Origin of the sequence: Citreicella sp. C3M06 (assembly GCF_018860705.1) — a bacterium.
In the GTDB taxonomy this organism is placed as follows: domain Bacteria; phylum Pseudomonadota; class Alphaproteobacteria; order Rhodobacterales; family Rhodobacteraceae; genus Salipiger.
Map to the genome: position 1 here is coordinate 158,466 of NZ_JAHKQA010000078.1, position 16,721 is coordinate 175,186.

The 16,721-nt window shown below is 64.9% G+C and carries 14 protein-coding genes and 1 pseudogene; 8 read left to right on the forward strand and 7 right to left on the reverse strand.

The window, feature by feature from the left end:
• Positions 1-62 precede the first annotated feature (62 nt).
• The 5 genes from KO516_RS19155 to dapA all read right to left on the reverse strand — a co-directional run bounded on the left by KO516_RS19155 (position 63) and on the right by dapA (position 5,044).
• Positions 63-1,376 carry a pitrilysin family protein gene (locus KO516_RS19155; RefSeq protein ID WP_216005388.1) on the reverse strand — a complete coding sequence of 438 codons (1,314 nt, stop codon included), beginning with the start codon at positions 1,374-1,376 and terminating at the stop codon, positions 63-65.
• Entirely contained in the window at positions 1,373-2,788 is a 1,416-nt protein-coding gene (locus KO516_RS19160; RefSeq protein ID WP_216005389.1) for a pitrilysin family protein, read from the reverse strand. The genes KO516_RS19155 and KO516_RS19160 overlap by 4 nt, the downstream gene beginning before the upstream one ends.
• Positions 2,789-2,880: 92 nt before the next feature.
• Positions 2,881-3,408: a DUF3035 domain-containing protein gene (locus KO516_RS19165; RefSeq protein WP_216005390.1), complete on the reverse strand. Its 528-nt coding sequence runs from the start codon at positions 3,406-3,408 to the stop codon at positions 2,881-2,883.
• Positions 3,409-3,461: 53 nt separating this feature from the next.
• Entirely contained in the window at positions 3,462-3,968 is a 507-nt protein-coding gene (lspA, locus tag KO516_RS19170) for a signal peptidase II (protein WP_216005391.1), read from the reverse strand.
• A gap of 200 nt (positions 3,969-4,168) precedes the next feature.
• Complete coding sequence (gene dapA, locus KO516_RS19175) at positions 4,169-5,044, reverse strand: 4-hydroxy-tetrahydrodipicolinate synthase (protein ID WP_216005392.1); 876 nt, start codon at positions 5,042-5,044, stop codon at positions 4,169-4,171.
• Between the two features lie 134 nt (positions 5,045-5,178).
• Between dapA and KO516_RS19180 the strand changes: the two genes are divergently transcribed.
• Complete coding sequence (locus KO516_RS19180) at positions 5,179-7,128, forward strand: lytic transglycosylase domain-containing protein (protein WP_216005393.1); 1,950 nt, start codon at positions 5,179-5,181, stop codon at positions 7,126-7,128.
• A gap of 9 nt (positions 7,129-7,137) precedes the next feature.
• On the opposite strand, the gene KO516_RS19185 is transcribed toward KO516_RS19180, so the two are convergent.
• A complete protein-coding gene (locus KO516_RS19185; protein ID WP_216005394.1) occupies positions 7,138-7,689 on the reverse strand; it encodes a TIGR00730 family Rossman fold protein in 552 nt (183 codons plus the stop codon).
• Positions 7,690-7,792: 103 nt separating this feature from the next.
• Between KO516_RS19185 and KO516_RS19190 the strand changes: the two genes are divergently transcribed.
• The 5 genes from KO516_RS19190 (at position 7,793) to KO516_RS19210 (ending at position 14,402) form a co-directional block, all read left to right on the forward strand.
• Positions 7,793-8,917, forward strand: a complete 1,125-nt coding sequence (locus KO516_RS19190) for a LysM peptidoglycan-binding domain-containing protein (protein ID WP_216005395.1) — start codon at positions 7,793-7,795, stop codon at positions 8,915-8,917.
• A gap of 102 nt (positions 8,918-9,019) precedes the next feature.
• A complete protein-coding gene (locus tag KO516_RS19195) occupies positions 9,020-10,828 on the forward strand; it encodes an ABC transporter ATP-binding protein/permease (protein ID WP_216005396.1) in 1,809 nt (602 codons plus the stop codon).
• A gap of 123 nt (positions 10,829-10,951) precedes the next feature.
• Positions 10,952-13,090: a malate synthase G gene (locus tag KO516_RS19200; protein ID WP_216005397.1), complete on the forward strand. Its 2,139-nt coding sequence runs from the start codon at positions 10,952-10,954 to the stop codon at positions 13,088-13,090.
• Between the two features lie 41 nt (positions 13,091-13,131).
• The gene (locus KO516_RS19205; protein ID WP_216005398.1) at positions 13,132-13,560 is read left to right on the forward strand and encodes a heme-binding protein; all 429 of its coding nucleotides are present in this window, start codon (positions 13,132-13,134) and stop codon (positions 13,558-13,560) included.
• A gap of 65 nt (positions 13,561-13,625) precedes the next feature.
• A complete protein-coding gene (locus KO516_RS19210; RefSeq protein WP_216005399.1) occupies positions 13,626-14,402 on the forward strand; it encodes a gamma-glutamyl-gamma-aminobutyrate hydrolase family protein in 777 nt (258 codons plus the stop codon).
• A gap of 68 nt (positions 14,403-14,470) precedes the next feature.
• On the opposite strand, the gene kynU is transcribed toward KO516_RS19210, so the two are convergent.
• A complete protein-coding gene (kynU, locus tag KO516_RS19215; RefSeq protein ID WP_216005400.1) occupies positions 14,471-15,664 on the reverse strand; it encodes a kynureninase in 1,194 nt (397 codons plus the stop codon).
• Positions 15,665-15,868: 204 nt separating this feature from the next.
• Here kynU and KO516_RS19220 point away from each other — a divergent pair, with 204 nt between their 5' ends.
• Both KO516_RS19220 and KO516_RS19225 read left to right on the forward strand, forming a co-directional pair.
• Positions 15,869-16,324, forward strand: coding sequence for an isoprenylcysteine carboxylmethyltransferase family protein (locus tag KO516_RS19220; protein WP_216005412.1), 456 nt, complete (start codon positions 15,869-15,871; stop codon positions 16,322-16,324).
• Positions 16,325-16,455: 131 nt separating this feature from the next.
• Positions 16,456-16,721: pseudogene (locus tag KO516_RS19225) on the forward strand (NAD(P)(+) transhydrogenase (Re/Si-specific) subunit alpha); the annotation flags it as partial.

Here is a 16,721-nt window from a genome sequence, read left to right on the forward strand (position 1 = left end):
CCGGAGCATCGCTCCGGCCCTTTTTTCATGTGCTGCGCAAGTTTCATGTACGGCGCAGGGGCTCAGCCCGGCGTTTCTTCCAGCCCCTCGGGCTGGCCAATCACGACAAAACGCAGCGCCTCTGGCTTGAGGATGCGCGATGCGACGCGGTTGACCTCATCCAGAGTCAGGGCCTCGATCTTGTCGTTGCGGGTCAGCACGTAGTCCGGGGTCAGCCCGTCCATCTGCATCCCCACGAGAATGCGCGCGATCGGCCCGTTGCCATCGAATCGCAGCGGATAGGCACCGGTGAGATAGGTCTGTGCCTGCGTCAGCTCCGCCTGCGTGACGCCGCTTTGCGCCATTTTCGCCCATTCGTCACGGATCACCGAGACCGCCTCGGCGATGCGGTCATTGGCCGAGGCGACGCGGCCGACGTACAGCTCGGCATGGTCCATCGGCATCAGGTAGGAATAAACGCCATAGGTCAGCCCGCGCTTTTCGCGCACTTCATTCATCAGGCGCGCCTCGAATCCGCCGCCGCCAAGGATGGTGTTCAGCACATAGGCGGCAAAGAAATCCGGATCGTCGCGTGTGATGCCCTCATGGCCGAAGATCGCCACCGATTGCGGCGTCTCAAAGGGCACCACGGTCACACCCGCCGTGGTGGAGACCTGCATGTCCGGCGGCAACGCTGCGCCAGACTCCGGCAGATCCGCCAGCAAATTGTCGATCAGCGCCGACAGCTCGTCCGCCGAGATATCGCCCGCCGCCGAGATATACACCCGATCACGGGTCATCGCGGCTTGATGCGCGGCGATCAGATCCGCGCGGGTCAGCGCCGTCACGCTGTCGATGATGCCGTCCGAGGCGCGGGCATAGGGGTGATCGCCGAACACCAGCGAATCAAAGGCGTGCGAGGCGATGGCGTCGGGGTCCTTGGCATCGCTGGCGATGCCCGACAGCACCTGCTGGCGCACCCGCTCGATGGCATCATCATCAAAACGCGGCTCGATCAGGCTCTGGCGCAGCAGGTCCACCGCCTCATCGCGGTTTTCGGTCAGGAACTGCGCAGAAACGGCGATGCTGTCGGTGCTGGCACGGTAGCGATAGCTGGCCGCCAGCGATTCGCTCGCCTCGGCAAAGGCGGCGGAGTCCATCTCGCCCGCGCCTTCCTCAAGCAGGCCGGTCATCAGGTTGATGGCGCCCTCCTTGCCCGGTGCATCCAGCGAGGTGCCGCCCCGAAAGCGGATTTCCAGCGAGGTGAAGGGAATGCTGTCTTCCTGCGCCAGCCATGCGTGAAAACCGCCCGGCGTGTCGACTTGCTGGATCTGCATCTCTGCCAGCGCCGGAGAGGCAACAAACAGCGCGAAAGCGGCGGCGAGAAACGGCTTCATTGGGTCACCTCCTTGCTGGCGGGCAGCGATACCGGCTGCCCTGATGCAGGCGCATCGCGCGCGGGCATCAGATAGCCGGTGACCGCTTGGCTGGGATCGAACAGGCTGCGCGCGGCGGCGACGATCTCCTCCGGGGTGACCTGCTGCAGGATCTGCGGCCAGTCGTGAATGTCGTCAATGGTGAGGCCGGATGTCAGCGCATCGCCATAGCGCCGCGCCAGCGAGCTGACGTTGTCACGCTCATAGATCGCTTCGGCGCGCAGCTGGAACTTGATCCGGTCAAGCTGTTCCTCGTCAACGCCATCGCTGAGGAAACGTGCCAGTACCTCGTCCATCTGCGCCTCGGCCTGCTCCAGCGTCACCCCCGGCGCGGGCACCACCACGAGACCAAAATCGGTGTCGTCATAGCTGGTGCCATTATACCACGCGCTGGTGTAGATCGCCGTCTGGCTATCGAATTGCAGCGCCCGCGTCAGAACCGAGGTCTGCCCGCCCGACAATACCTGCGCCAGCAGCGTCAGCGCGGCGGCGGCGCGTTGATCGCCTGCATCGCGTTCGGGCGCAAGATAACGCCGCATGACATAGGGCTGGGCCACGCGCGGGTCGGACATGCTCAGGCGCCGTTCGGCCAGCTGCGGCGGCTCCTGCGGGCGGATGCGCTCGGCGTCAAGCTCGGGATTCGGGGGCAGGGGGCCGTAATATTGCTCGGCCAGACGGTGCACCTCGTCGGGGGTGACATCGCCCGCCACGATTACGATGGCGTTGTTGGGCGCATAATTGCGGTGGTAGAAATCATAGGCGGCGGCAAGATCGAGCGTTTCCATCTCGGGGCGCCAGCCGATGATCGGCACGCCGTAGCGGCTGTTCATGAACATCGCTGCGCTCATCTGTTCGCGCATCAGCGCCGAGGGGTCGTTTTCGACACGCATGTTGCGCTCTTCGATGATGACCTGCCGTTCGGTGGCGATGTCCCCCTCGTCGAGCCGCAGGTTGACCATGCGGTCGGCTTCCATCTTCATCATCAGGCCAAGGCGGTCGGCGGCGACGTTCTGGAAATAGGCGGTCTGGTCATACGAGGTGAAGGCGTTGTCGTTGCCGCCGTTCGCGGCCACGGTCTTGCTGAATTCGCCGGGGGCAAGCGTATCGGTGCCCTTGAACAGCAGATGTTCCAGAAAATGCGCCACGCCGGAACGCCCCGCCGTTTCATCCGCCGATCCGGCGCGATACCAGACCATATGGGTGACCACCGGCGCGCGATGATCTTCGATCACCACCACCTGCAGCCCGTTGTCCAGCGTGAAGCTCGTCACTTGATCCGGCGCCACGGCGGCGGGTTGTGGCGCGCTGTCCTGCGCGTGCAGGGGTAGGGCGGTAAGCAGGGCGGCAGCAAGGGCCGCGGCGCATTTCAACATCGGCAAGTCACTCCGGTAGGGACGTGGTGCCGATGAGGCTAGACGGGAACGGGGGCCATTCCAAGCCGCGCTTGCGGGATCGTGATGCGCAGTCAGTCGGCGTAATCTGCCGGAGGCGCCGAGGGCGTGCGCGCCCCCGCCCGGCGGAACGCCTCGAGCACCGCGTAGGTATCAAGCCACTGGCTGCGATAGGCGTCGTAATATTCGTCCGTCGGCACGATCTTCCAGCTGAACAGCGACTTGCGCTTGCGGAAGTCAAGATCCTCGGCGGCAAGCTGGGCGCGGATCTGCGGATCACGCCCAAAGCGCGAGGCGGTGCTGATAAGCGCGCCCTCAGACACAGGCGAGCCATCGGCCGTCAGCCGCGCCGGATTCCCGCCCAGCGCCGCAACGGCATCCGCCTTTGGCGTCTGGTCGGCCTGATTGGCCCCGCCCGGAACCGGTGCAGGCAGCGCGGCGAAATTCGGCGGCGTCTGCAACGGCTTGTTGGGCACGATGGCAAACTCTTCGGGCTTGCCGCTGTTGGCCTGCAGGCGATGCAGGCGAATATCCCGCTCACCCGAGGAACAGGCGCCGAGCAGCAACACTCCCGACATCATTGCGATCTGCGCGAGCTTCATTGCCAGCCTCCGGTTCTCGTCTTCATTCGCTTTAACCTATCGGGCAAGCCTCGTCACGGGGCCTTTTTTCCCGCCCCGGTCTTGCCAGTCCCGGCGCGGTCGCGCCTGCCGGGCAACAGCACCAGCCCAAGCGCTCCGGCAAAGATCGCAATGTCGGCAACGTTGAAGGCAAACGGGTTGGCGATGCCACAGCACGACATGTTGAGAAAATCCGCCACCGCGCCGTATAGCAGTCGGTCGACCACGTTGCCCAGCGCGCCGCCGATCAGCAAGCCGCCCGCCACGAGCCCGGGCAGCCCCGGCGGGTCGCGCCGCAGCCAGACCACGACAAACAGCACGATGCCAAGCGCCACCGAGATCAAGATCCATTTTGTCGCCTCAGAGCCGCTTCCCAGCAGCCCGAAGTTGATGCCGTAATTCCATGCCATGCGGAAATTCAGCAGCGGCGGCAGAACGTCGATGGTATGGCGCACGTCCAGCGCCATCACATGCACGACGATCCATTTGCTCAACTGGTCGATGATGAAGGTGAGCAGCGCCACCCAAGCCACGATCCGCACGTTCTGTCTCCACCTCTTGGGGTTCGCCACGCTCTACCCTCCCGACGCGCCGTTGAAAAGGTCCGGGGCAGGGTGACGGCGCTCAGCACCGCTCACAAGTGCAAAAGGGCCGGACGAGCCGGCCCCTGCGGGTTTCTTCTGGCGTCAAATATCCCGGGGGAGCCGCAGGCGGGGGCAGCGCCCCCCTGCAACGCTGGATCTCAGTCCAGCAGCCCGGCGTGGCGCAGCGCCGCATCCAGCCGCGCCGCGACAGGCTCGCTCACCGGCAACAGCGGCAGGCGCACTTCGTTCTCGCACAGGCCAAGCTTCGACATGGCGTATTTCGCCCCCGACACGCCCGGCTCGGCAAAGATCGCCTGATGCAGCGGCATCAGCTTGTCCTGAAGCTCGAGCGCCTTGGCGAAATCGCCCGCAAGCGTGGCTTCCTGCACCTGCGCGCAAAGCGCCGGCGCCACGTTTGCGGTCACGGAAATGCAGCCGATTCCGCCCTGCGCGTTGAACCCGTGCGCGGTGGCATCCTCGCCCGAGATCTGCAGGAAATCGAGGCCACAGGTGATGCGCTGGGCGCTGACCCGGGCCAGATCGCCTGTCGCGTCCTTGACCCCGACGATGCGCGGCAGCTTGGCAAGCGTGCCCATGGTCGCCGGGCTCATGTCCACCACCGAGCGGCCGGGGATGTTGTAGATCACCAGCGGGATCTCGGCGCAGTCATGCAGCGCGGTGAAATGCGCGATCATCCCCGCCTGCGTCGGCTTGTTGTAATACGGCGTCACCACCAGCGCCGCGTCGGCGCCGATGCGCTTGGCGAATTGCACAAAGCGCATTGCCTCGACCGTGCTGTTCGATCCGGCGCCAGCGATTACCGGAATACGGCCCGCCACCGCGTCGACGACGCATTGGATCACGGCTTCATGCTCGGCATGGGTCAGCGTCGGGCTCTCGCCGGTGGTGCCGACGGGAACCAGCCCGTGGCTGCCTTGCGTGACATGCCATTCGACAAGGCGTTTGAGCGTGTCGAAATCCACTGCGCCGTCCTTGAACGGCGTAATCAGGGCGGGCATAGACCCTTTCAACATGACACGCTCCATTTTCTGTTGTCTCCTTGCAGTGAACTGTCCCGTCCTGCCAGAGTTGTGAGTTGGACAGGCAGGGCAGGCAGGGTAGTCTCTGCCGCGCGTCTATTCCTTTTCAAAACGGAAATTGCAAGCTCATGTCTCGCCCCTGGGCCCTGATCCTCTTTCTTCTCGCCGCCGTCCCTGCCTCTGCGCAGCAGGATCGCCCGCTCGCCAAGGCGATGGATGACATGCGCGGCGGCAACTGGGCCGCGGCCCTGATCGATTCGCGCGGGGATGGGCAGGCGGCGCTTGACGTGATCCTGTGGCACTATCTGCGCGCCAGTCGCGGCAATGCCACACAGATCATGGATTTCGTCACCCGCAACCCCGACTGGCCGGGCATGGCCTACCTGCGCGAGAAATCCGAGATCGCCATTTCCGAATCCGGCGACATGGATGTGATCGCGAAATTCTTCGACGGCTATCGCCCGCAAAGCGGCGCGGGGGCCCTGGCGCTGGCGCGATCCTACATGGCGCAGGGCCAGCGCGGCGCCGCCGAGGCCGAGGTGGTTCTGGCCTGGCGCACCCTCGTGATGTCGCCCGACGAGCACCGCGCCTTCGTGGAAGACTGGTCCGACCTGCTGAAGCCGCACCATGAGGCGCGGCTGGATATGGCGCTGTGGAAAGGCTGGGAGTCGAACGCGCGGGCCATGCTGCCGCTGGTATCTGACGGCTGGAAGAAACTGGCCGAGGCGCGGATGGGCCTGCGCGATATGGCGCCCGGCGTCGACGGGCTGATCGAGGCGGTTCCCGAGGCGCTTCGGAACGATCCGGGGCTGGCCTATGAGCGCTTCCTGTGGCGGGTGCGCAAGGGGCGCAGCGAGGATGCCGTCGCGCTGTTGCTGGAGCGGTCGGAAAGCGCCGAGAGCCTTGGCGAGCCCTGGGCCTGGGCGGGCAACCGCGACGATCTTGCCCATACGCTGATGCTCGATGGCAAGGATAAGCTGGCCTATCGGGTCGCCGCGACGCATCGCCTGTCCGAAGGGTCGGATTTTGCCGCGCTGGAATGGTTGGCTGGCTATATTGCACTGCGCCGCCTCGATGATCCGAAAACCGCGCTGAGCCATTTCCGCGGCCATGGCGACGCGGTTGAATCGCCGATCTCGCGGGGCCGGGCCGGGTATTGGCGGGGCCGGGCGCTCGAGGCGCTGGGCGATTCCGCTGGCGCTCAGACCGCCTATGCCGAGGGCGGCCGCTGGCAAACGTCTTTCTACGGTCTGCTGTCGGCGGAAAAGGCGGGGCTGCCCCTTGATCCCGCGCTGTCGGGCAATGAGGATTTTCCGCCGTGGCAGGATGCGCCCTTCACCGAAAGCAGCGTCTACAAGGCGGCGATTCTGCTGCTGGCCTCGGGCGAGAAGGCCCTCGGAGAGCGATTCCTGACCCATCTCGCCGAAAGCCTCGACCGACAGCAGATCGGTCAGATGGGGCGGATGCTCGAAGAGATGCAGCTGCCGCATGTGCAGGTGATGCTTGGCAAACGCGCCGCCCGCTACGGGATGGAACTGCCCGGCCCCTATTATGCGCTGCACCCGCAGATCGTGGCGACGCAGTTTCCGGTGCCCAAGGAGTTGGTGCTGGCCATTGCCCGGCGCGAATCGGAATTCGACCCGGTGGTGGTCAGCCATGCTGGCGCGCGCGGCTTGATGCAGCTGATGCCGGGCACCGCCAAGGACGTGTCGGGCTGGCTCGGCATCGATTATTCGCTGGATCGCCTGACATCGGATCCGGCCTATAACGCGACGCTTGGCTCGACCTATCTTGCCAGCCTTGCAAAGCGGTTCGATGGCAATATCGTGATGATGGCGGCGGGGTACAATGCCGGTCCGGGGCGGCCGATCCGCTGGATGGACGCCTATGGCGATCCGCGCAACGGCGAGATCGACGTTGTCGATTGGATCGAGCTCATCCCCTTCAACGAGACCCGCAATTACGTGATGCGCGTTGCCGAAAGCCTGCCGGTCTACCGTGCCCGGCTGGGCGAAACCGCCTTGCCGGTGCCGTTCAGCAAGGAACTGGTCGGCAGCACCTTGCGCGCCACCAACTGAGCCGCGGCCTCAGCCAACGGCGCGGCGCAGGATCGCCATGGCGTCCTCGGCGCTGGGGGCGCTTTGCACGAAATCGAGCAGCGAGGCCTCGGCGAAGCCCTCGTTGACCACGTGCGAGAGCAGCGCCTTGAGCGGCCCCCAGAAGCCGTCACTGTCGAGCAGCACGATGGGTTTGTCATGCAGGCCCAGCTGCCGCCATGTCAGCACCTCGAAGAACTCGTCGAGGCTTCCGGCACCGCCCGGCAGCAGCACAATGGCGTCGGCATTCATCACCATCACCTTCTTGCGCTCGTGCATGGTCTCGGTGATCACGAACCGGGTGAGATCTGTCTTGCCAACCTCGCGGGCGAGCAGATGGGTGGGAATCACGCCGAAGGTGTCGCCGCCGCCCTGCTGTGCCGCGCGCGCCACAAGCCCCATCAACCCGACGTCGCCAGCGCCATAGACCAAACGCCAGCCTTCACGGGCGATGGCGGCCCCCAACGCCTCTGCGCTATGCGCATGCGTTGCATTTTTGCCATTGCGTGCGCCGCAATAGACACAGATCGACTTGGGGCTCATGACACGGCCTCGGTAAATAGGGGATGATCACAGGTGATAACGAGATCGTCACGACTACTCAAGCGGGCGGCATGCCTGTCTGCCCGGCATGCGGGAAGGATACATGGACAACAAGCTTCTCGGATGGGGAATCCTTGGGGCCGTCGCGCTTGCGGCGGCCATGTCCGTGATGAACCTGACGGAACGTCGCGTTCCGGCAGAGCGGAGCTCGGCCCCTTCGGATACGCCCGCCAAGGTCGCCGCCGTGTCAGAGACGCCCGCCACCGGCGGTGCGCCGGACGCTCCGCCGCCCGCCTCGGAAGTCGTCGCTGAGGCACAGCCGCCGCAATTCGATCTCGTGCGCGCCGACCCCGATGGCACGACGCTGATCGCGGGCAGCGCCGAGCCCGGCGCGCAGGTCTTTGTGCTGCTGGACGGGGTCGCGCTGGGCAGCGCCGAGGCGGATGGGGCGGGCCGCTTTGCCCAGTTTCTCGATCTGCCGCCCAGCGATGCGGCGCGGGTGCTGACGCTTCGCATGTCGCTCGACGGGCGCGAAATCGCCTCGGAGGGCGAAGTGATCCTGTCGGCCACGCCGCCGGGCGATCCCGAAGAGCCGTCCGCGCCGATGCCGGATGCCGCCGCGCCAATGGCGGATGCCGGTGCAGAGCAGCCGCAGGGCGACGCCATCGCCGAGGTCGACGCGACAGACACCGCTCCGGCCCCTGTCGCGCTGCTCTCGACGCGCGAGGGCGTCGAGCTGATGCAGCCGCCCGGGCCGCCGATTGACGCGGGCGCGGTGGCCATCGACGCGATCACCTATGACGCCACGGGCGAGGTTGCCCTGTCGGGGCGCGGCTCTGCCGATGCGCAGCTGAGGATCTATCTCGACAACCGCGCCATCGGCACTGCGACGGTCCCCGGTGATGGTCGCTGGCAGACCGACCTTCCGGCGATCACTGCGGGCACCTATACGCTGCGGGTCGATCAGATCGGGGCAGGCGGCGACGTGACCGCCCGCGCCGAAAGCCCGTTCCTGCGCGAAAGCGCAGAGACCCTGACGGCGGCAACGGGGGACAGCGGCGCGGCGCTCCGCTTGGTGACGGTACAGCCGGGCCACACGCTTTGGGCGCTGGCGCGCGATCGCTATGGTGACGGCGTCGCCTACATCAAGCTGTTCGAGGCCAACAAGGCGCAGATCCGCAACCCTGACCTGATCTACCCCGGACAGGTGTTCGAACTGCCCGACTGACGCGCTGCGCCAGTCCACAGCCACGCCTTCCTTCGCGCGCGCCGGGTCTCTGGCATCCTGCCCTGCGCCGCGTTAAGCCCGAGGTCAGCGAAAGGAGCCGCCATGCCGCCCGAGACCGATACCGAGATCGCCCGCGAGGAACGTGGCTCTGCGTGGCGCACCATTCAGCGGGTCGGTCCCTACCTGTGGCCGAATGGCGAGGGTTGGGTGAAACGGCGCGTGGTCATGGCGCTGCTGCTGTTGCTGGTGGCCAAGCTGATTTCCGTCGGCACGCCGATCCTGTACAAGCGCGCGGTCGACAGCCTGTCGGGCGAGGTGCCCGACCTTGCGCTTGGCGCTGTCGGGCTGACCGTCGCCTATGGGGTTGCGCGGCTGACCACCGTCGGTTTTCAGCAATTGCGCGATGGCGTGTTTGCCCGCGTCGGTCAGCACGCCTTGCGCCGCCTTGCGCTGGAGACCTTTATCCATATCCACCGCCTGTCGATGCGCTATCACATCACCCGCAAGACCGGCGGGCTGAGCCGCATCATCGAGCGCGGCGTCAAGGGCGTGGACTTTCTGCTGCGCTTCATGCTGTTCAGCGTCGGCCCGCTGATCATCGAGCTGCTGCTGGTCGGTGCGGTGCTGTTCTGGCTGTTCGACGTCTGGTATCTTGCGGTCGTTGCGATCACCATCGCGCTGTATGTCTGGTTCACCTTTGCGGTGACCGAATGGCGGGTGCGCCTGCGTCGCATCATGAACGCGCAGGACACCGACGCCAATCAAAAGGCCATCGACAGCCTACTCAACTTCGAGACGGTGAAATATTTCGGCGCCGAAAGCCGCGAGGCGCAGCGCTACGATGCCGCGATGGCGGGTTATGAGGCGGCGGCGGTCAAGACAACCACATCGCTGGCGTTTCTGAACTTTGGGCAAAGCCTGCTGATCACCTGCGGCCTTGTCATCGTCATGGTGATGGCGGCGCTGGGCGTGCAGAACGGCAGCCTGACCGTGGGCGATTTCGTCATGGTGAATGCCTACATGATCCAGATCACCATGCCGCTGAACTTTCTTGGCACGGTCTATCGCGAGATCCGGCAGAGCCTTGTCGACATGGGCCAGATGTTCGATCTGCTCGACCAGCCGCAAGAGGTCACCGACAAGCCCGGCGCGCCGGCCATCGCCGTCGCTGGCGGCGTGGTCGAATTCGACAACATCCGCTTTGGTTATGATTCCGCGCGCCCGATCCTTCAGGGCGTGTCGCTGACCGTGGGCGCGGGGCAGAATGTTGCGCTGGTCGGGCCGTCGGGGTCGGGGAAATCGACTATCGGGCGGCTGCTGTTCCGATTCTATGATGTTGGCGGCGGGGCGATCCGCATCGACGGGCAGGATCTGCGCGATGTCACGCAAGACAGCCTGCATTCGGTGATTGGCGTGGTGCCGCAGGACACGGTGCTGTTCAACGATACCATCCGCTACAACATCGCCTATGGCCGCGCTGATGCCACCGAAGCCGAGATCATCGCCGCCGCCCGCGCCGCGCAGATCCATGAGTTCATCACCAGCCTGCCCGAAGGCTACGACACCGCCGTTGGCGAGCGCGGGCTGAAGCTGTCGGGCGGCGAAAAGCAGCGGGTGGGCATTGCGCGCACGCTGCTCAAGAACCCGCCGATCCTGCTGCTCGACGAGGCGACAAGCGCGCTCGACACCGAAACCGAGGCCGAGATTCAGGGCGCGCTGAAACGCGCCGGGGAAGGCCGCACCGTGATCACCATCGCGCATCGGCTGTCGACCATCGCCGATGCCGACCGGATCGTGGTGCTGGAAAAAGGTCTCGTTGTCGAAGAGGGCACCCATGAGGCGCTTCTGGCGAGGCAGGGGCGCTATGCCCAGCTTTGGGCGCGTCAGCAGGCTGAACGTGATGAGGGCTGATCGCGGCGCTTGGCCTGCGCCAGAGAATTTGCAAGCAATTGGTCAGATAATGTGACCGCACTTGTTTCCGATCGGAAACTTGCCTAGACCTGAGCATAATTGACCCCGTTCGGAGACCTTTACATGAGCACGCGCACCCCTCGTAGCGATCTGTCCGTCGACACGGTCCTTGCGGATTTCATCGAAGCGCAGGCATTGCCCGGCACCGGCATCGACGCCCAGACCTTCTGGGCGAAGCTGTCCGAGCTGGCGCATGTGCTTGGCCCGCGCAACCGGGCGCTGCTCGAAAAGCGCGACGAGATGCAGGGGCTGATTGACGGCTGGCATCTGGAGCGCAAGGGCAAGCCGCATGATGCCGCAGCCTACCGCGCCTTTCTGGAAAAAATCGGCTACATCGTGCCCGAAGGCGGCGACTTCACCATCGACACGCAGGACACCGACCCCGAATTCGCCTCGGTTCCCGGCCCGCAGCTGGTGGTGCCGATCACCAATGCCCGCTACGCGCTGAACGCGGCGAACGCGCGCTGGGGCTCGCTCTACGATGCGCTTTACGGCACCGATGCGCTGGGCACGCTGCCGCAGAAGGGCGGATTCGACATGTCCCGCGCTGGCGATGTGGTGGCGCGCGCCAAGGCGTTCCTTGACGAGAGCTTCCCGGTCGAGGGCGGTCAACATGCTGGCGCGGATGGCTACAGCATCGTCGACGGCGCGCTTCAGGTCGGCGGCAAGCCGCTGCGCGATCCGGCGCAGTTCGCTGGCTATCGCGGCGATGCAGCGGCGCCGAGCGCGGTGCTGCTGCGCAACAATGGCCTGCATGTCGAGCTGGTCATCGACCGCGACCATTTCATCGGCAAGACCGACAGCGCCGGGCTGGCCGATGTGCTGATGGAAGCCGCCGTCTCGGCCATCATGGATTGCGAGGATTCGGTGGCCTGCGTCGATGCGCAGGACAAGACGCAGGCCTATGCCAACTGGCTGGGCCTGATGAAGGGCGATCTCGCCGATACTTTCGAAAAGGGCGGCAAGAGCGTCACCCGCACGCTGGCGGCGGACCGCAGCTATACCGCGCCCGATGGCTCGGAGCTGACGCTCAAGGGCCGCTCGCTGATGCTGGTGCGCAATGTCGGCCACCTGATGACCAACCCCGCGATCCTGCTCAAGGACGGCTCCGAGATTTACGAGGGGCTGATGGATGCGATGATCACCACGCTGATCGCCATGCATGATCTTGCGCGCGAGGGCGGCAATTCGGTCAAGGGCTCGGTCTATGTGGTCAAGCCCAAGATGCACGGCCCCGAAGAGGTGGCCTTTGCCGACGAGATTTTCAGCTTTGTCGAAGAGGCGCTGGGCCTGCCGCAATACACCGTCAAGCTGGGCATCATGGATGAGGAACGGCGCACCAGCGTCAATCTCAAGGAATGCATCCGGGCGGCGAAGCACCGGGTGGCCTTTATCAACACCGGCTTCCTCGACCGCACCGGCGACGAGATGCACACCTCGATGGAAGCGGGGCCGATGCTGCGCAAGGGCGACATGAAGGGCACCGCCTGGATTGCATCCTACGAGGATCGCAACGTCGATATCGGGCTGGCCTGCGGGCTGCGCGGCAAGGCGCAGATCGGCAAGGGCATGTGGGCAATGCCGGACCTGATGGCCGACATGCTCAAGGCCAAGATCGGCCATCCCAAGGCCGGGGCAACCTGCGCATGGGTGCCGTCGCCCACCGCCGCCACGCTGCACGCGCTGCATTACCACATGGTCGATGTCGCCGCCGTTCAGGCCGATCTTGCGGCAGGCGGGCCGCGCGGCACGCTGGACGATCTGCTGACCATTCCGGTGGCGCAGGGCGCCAACTGGTCCGAGGACGAGATCCGCGAAGAGATCGAGAACAACGCACAGGGCATCCTTGGCTATGTGGTGCGCTGGGTCGATCAGGGCGTGGGCTGTTCCAAGGTGCCCGACATTCACGACGTCGGGCTGATGGAAGACCGGGCGACCTGCCGGATTTCCTCGCAGCATCTGGCGAACTGGCTGCATCACGGCGTGGTCTCGGAAGACGAGGTCATGGCGGCGATGAAGAAGATGGCCGAGGTGGTCGACCGCCAGAATGCCGGGGACGCGGCCTATGTGCCGATGGCGCCGGGCTTTGACGGGGTGGCGTTCAAGGCGGCCTGCGATCTGGTCTTTGACGGGCATGTGCAGCCGTCGGGCTATACCGAACCGGTGCTGCACCGTCGCCGGCTTGAGCTGAAGGCGGGATAAGCCCCGCAGTTTATTCTGAAACGTCGAAAAGGAGAACGCTCATGGCGTCGATTTCACTGAGCCGTGCGCGGCAGATGATCCGCAAGACACTGGAAGCAGGCCGGGAAGCAGAGATGAACCCGCTGTCGGTGGTGGTGCTGGACAATGGCGGCCACGTTATCGCATTTGAACGTCAGGACGGGGCAAGCCCGGGCCGCTTTGCCATCGCGCATGGCAAGGCGTATGGTGCGGTGATGCTGGGTATGCCCGGCAGCGCACAGATGGCGCGCGCTGAGGCACAGCCTTATTTCGTTGCCGCCGCCAATGGTGCTTTCGGAGGCGCGATGATTCCGGTGCCGGGCGGCATTTTGATCAAGGATTCCAAGGGCCGGACCCTTGGCGCGCTGGGCGTGACCGGCGATAGCTCTGACAATGACGCGGCTGCTGGAAAAGCGGGCGTCGAGGCAGCCGGACTGGTTGCCGCGATCTGAGCAACCTTTCTTAAATGCTGCTCCTGCATTATATTCCGATGCAGGAGCAGCAAGAAGAGGTTCACATGGCCCGCCCCGTGGTCGGTATCATCGGCAACTTCCACATGATCAACGACAGCTACCCCGCCCATGCGGGGGGCGAGATGAATACCGAGGCCGTGTCTTGCGTGTCCGGTTGCCTGCCGCTGCTTGTCGCGCCCGATCCGCGGTTTGTCTCGGTCGACGAGCTGATGGAGATCTGCGACGGGTTCCTGCTGACCGGCGGGCGCCCCAACGTGCACCCCGAAGAATATGGCGAACAGGCGACCGAGGCGCATGGCACCTTTGATCGTGCCCGCGATGCCATCGTGCTGCCGCTGGTGCGGGCCTGTGTTGAGCGTGGGCAGCCCTTCATGGGCATCTGCCGCGGTTTTCAGGAGGTGAACGTGGCCATGGGTGGCTCGCTTTATCCCGAAATCCGCGATCTGCCGGGGCGGTTGAATCACCGGATGCCCCCCGACGGGACGCTCGAAGAGAAATTCGCGCTGCGCCACAAGGTGTCGCTGGCCGAGGGCGGCTGTTTTCACCAGCTGTTCGGCGCCAGCGAGGTGATGACCAACACGCTGCACGGGCAGGGGATCAAGACCCCCGGTGCGCAGATCGAAATCGAAGGTTACGCGCCCGATGGCACCCCCGAGGCGCTTCGCGTCAGGGGCGCGCAGGGGTTCACCCTGTCGGTGCAGTGGCATCCCGAATGGGACGCGGCCAATGATCCGGTGTCGCGCCCGCTGTTCGAGGCCTTTGGCAGCGCCGTGCGCGATTTCGCCTTGCGCCGTTGCGCGCCGCAGAGAATTTCCGCCTAGGCGAGGCAGGACCGGCTTATACGGTCTTACCGGTATGGAAACGCTGCCCGTGACCGCCGCGCGCGGGTTCAGGTCACGGGTTTGCGCCTGTGGTATTTCGGGTGATCCCACAGCGCGCCGCGCAGGATGCGGGCCAGAACCTCGACGGCTTCCTTGATTTCGGTCTCGCCGATATACAGCGGTGTGATGCCAAAGCGCAGAATGTCGGGGGCGCGGAAATCGCCGATGACGCCAAGGTCGATCAGCGCCTGCATGATCGCATAGCCATGTTCCGAGCGGAACGAGACCTGAGAGCCACGCGCCTCGTTTTCGCGCGGCGTGGCGAGTTTCAGGCCGGGGCAATTCATTTCGATCTCTTCGATCATCAGCCCGGTCAGTTCCAGCGAGCGCTTGCGCAGACGCCCCATGTCGACCTTGTCCCAGACGTCGAGCGCCGCGTCGAGCGCCGCCATCTGCAGCACCGGCGGGGTGCCGACGCGCATCCGCTCGATGCCTTCGGCAGGGCGGTAGCCCGGTTCGAAAGAAAACGGCTTGTCATGGCCAAGCCAGCCGCACAGCGCCGGTTCGACATGATCGACATGTTCGGGCGATACATAGATAAAGGCAGGCGCACCGGGGCCGGCGTTGATGTATTTATAGGTGCAGCCAACGGCGAAATCGGCGCCGCCGGCGGCGACATGCACCGGCAGCGCGCCGACGGAATGCGCCAGATCCCAGATCACCATCGCGCCCATATCATGCGCCTTGCGCGTCAGCGCCTTGAGATCGTGCCGTCGCCCGGTGCGGTAATCGACCTCTGTCACCAGCAGCACGCCGACCTCTTCGGTGATCGCATCCTCAAGCTCGTGCGGGGCGACGAGGCGCAGTTCGTGCCGGTCGCCAAGCATGTGGATCAGCCCTTCGGCCATATACAGATCCGACGGGAAATTGCCCCGGTCCGACAGGATCACCCGCCGTTCCGGCACCACCTGAAGCGCCGCCGACAGCGCCTGAAACACCTTGATCGACAGGGTGTCGCCCACCACGACATGACCTTCCTCGGCGCCGATCAGGCGGCCAAGCCGGTCGCCAAGGCGGCGCGGCATCTGCATCCAGCCGCAGGCGTTCCAGCCGGTGATCAGCCGCTCGCCCCATTCCTCGGTCATCATCCGTTCCAGCCTGGCCGGCGTCGCCTTGGGCATCGGCCCCAGCGAATTGCCATCAAGATAGATCAGCCCCAACGGAATGTGGAACTGGTCGCGAGTCCAGGCGAAATCGGTCAATGGGTCCTCCGGGCGTGGCGTTCTGGCAACCTGACCCGGATTCGCGGGATCGGCAAGCCGCCTCGTCCGCGCGGGGGCGCAACGGCCACAATCTGCGCGATCTGCGCCGCCATCCCGGCCCGAGACGCGCTGCCGATTTGCGGGGCTTGCGGCAGGCGCGGAACTGAGGGAACCTGCGATCTGCGAAACCATCAGGGGCGGGCAATGCCGAGAAAATGGATCGATATTCCGCCGCTGTGGTTGGCCGCTTTCCTTTTGCTCGCTTGGTGGCAGGCGCGTCACCATCCGCTGGGATTGAGCTTTGGCCCGGTCTGGGCGGATCTGCTGGGCGGCGTCATGCTGGGCGCGGGGCTGCTGGTGATGGCGCTGGCGATTACCGAAATGCGGCGCAACCGCACCACGATTATGCCGCATGGCGAAGCGACGCAGCTTGTGACCAGCGGGATCTTCAGTCGGTCGCGCAATCCGATCTATCTTGCCGACAGCCTGATCCTTACGGGGCTGGTGCTTTACTGGGATGCGGTCCCGTCGCTTGCATTGGTTCCGATTTTTGTCTGGGTTATCGAAAAGAGGTTTATCGAGAAGGAAGAGATGTTTTTGCGACGCAAGTTTGTTGCTCGATATGAGCGCTATTTGCAGCAAACGCGAAGATGGCTTTGATATTCCGTCCGGATTCCATTAGACGGCGCGATGACGTTGCGGCCGGCTGGCCGCGCCTGTAGCACTTGTGCCGACGGCCTGATTGGCCTGAGACGGCAAAGACGCCTCAGAAACAGAGGGAGATGAGGAACGTGAAGATAGGGACGCCGAAGGAGCTAGTGCCTGGTGAGAACCGGGTGGCGCTGACGCCGGAGTCGGCGCGTGCGTTGCACAAGCTGGGGCATGAGTGTCTGGTTGAAAGCGGCGCGGGCGTTGCGGCGGGCTTTTCCGACGCCGCTTACAGCGATGCGGGGGTGACGGTGCTCGACAGTGCTGAGGCGCTGTATGAGCAGGCCGATGTGATCGCCAAGGTGCAGCCGCCGAGCGACGCTGAGGTTGACCGGCTGACAGAGGGCAA

Coding starts and splice junctions, on each gene's coding strand:
- KO516_RS19155 (WP_216005388.1), bottom strand. CDS start 1,376: ATGAAGCCGTTTCTCGCCGCCGCTTTCGCGCTGTTTGTTGCCTCTCCG.
- KO516_RS19160 (WP_216005389.1), bottom strand. CDS start 2,788: ATGTTGAAATGCGCCGCGGCCCTTGCTGCCGCCCTGCTTACCGCCCTA.
- KO516_RS19165 (WP_216005390.1), bottom strand. CDS start 3,408: ATGAAGCTCGCGCAGATCGCAATGATGTCGGGAGTGTTGCTGCTCGGC.
- dapA (WP_216005392.1), bottom strand. CDS start 5,044: ATGTTGAAAGGGTCTATGCCCGCCCTGATTACGCCGTTCAAGGACGGC.
- KO516_RS19180 (WP_216005393.1), top strand. CDS start 5,179: ATGTCTCGCCCCTGGGCCCTGATCCTCTTTCTTCTCGCCGCCGTCCCT.
- KO516_RS19185 (WP_216005394.1), bottom strand. CDS start 7,689: ATGAGCCCCAAGTCGATCTGTGTCTATTGCGGCGCACGCAATGGCAAA.
- KO516_RS19190 (WP_216005395.1), top strand. CDS start 7,793: ATGGACAACAAGCTTCTCGGATGGGGAATCCTTGGGGCCGTCGCGCTT.
- KO516_RS19195 (WP_216005396.1), top strand. CDS start 9,020: ATGCCGCCCGAGACCGATACCGAGATCGCCCGCGAGGAACGTGGCTCT.
- KO516_RS19200 (WP_216005397.1), top strand. CDS start 10,952: ATGAGCACGCGCACCCCTCGTAGCGATCTGTCCGTCGACACGGTCCTT.
- KO516_RS19205 (WP_216005398.1), top strand. CDS start 13,132: ATGGCGTCGATTTCACTGAGCCGTGCGCGGCAGATGATCCGCAAGACA.
- KO516_RS19210 (WP_216005399.1), top strand. CDS start 13,626: ATGGCCCGCCCCGTGGTCGGTATCATCGGCAACTTCCACATGATCAAC.
- KO516_RS19220 (WP_216005412.1), top strand. CDS start 15,869: ATGCCGAGAAAATGGATCGATATTCCGCCGCTGTGGTTGGCCGCTTTC.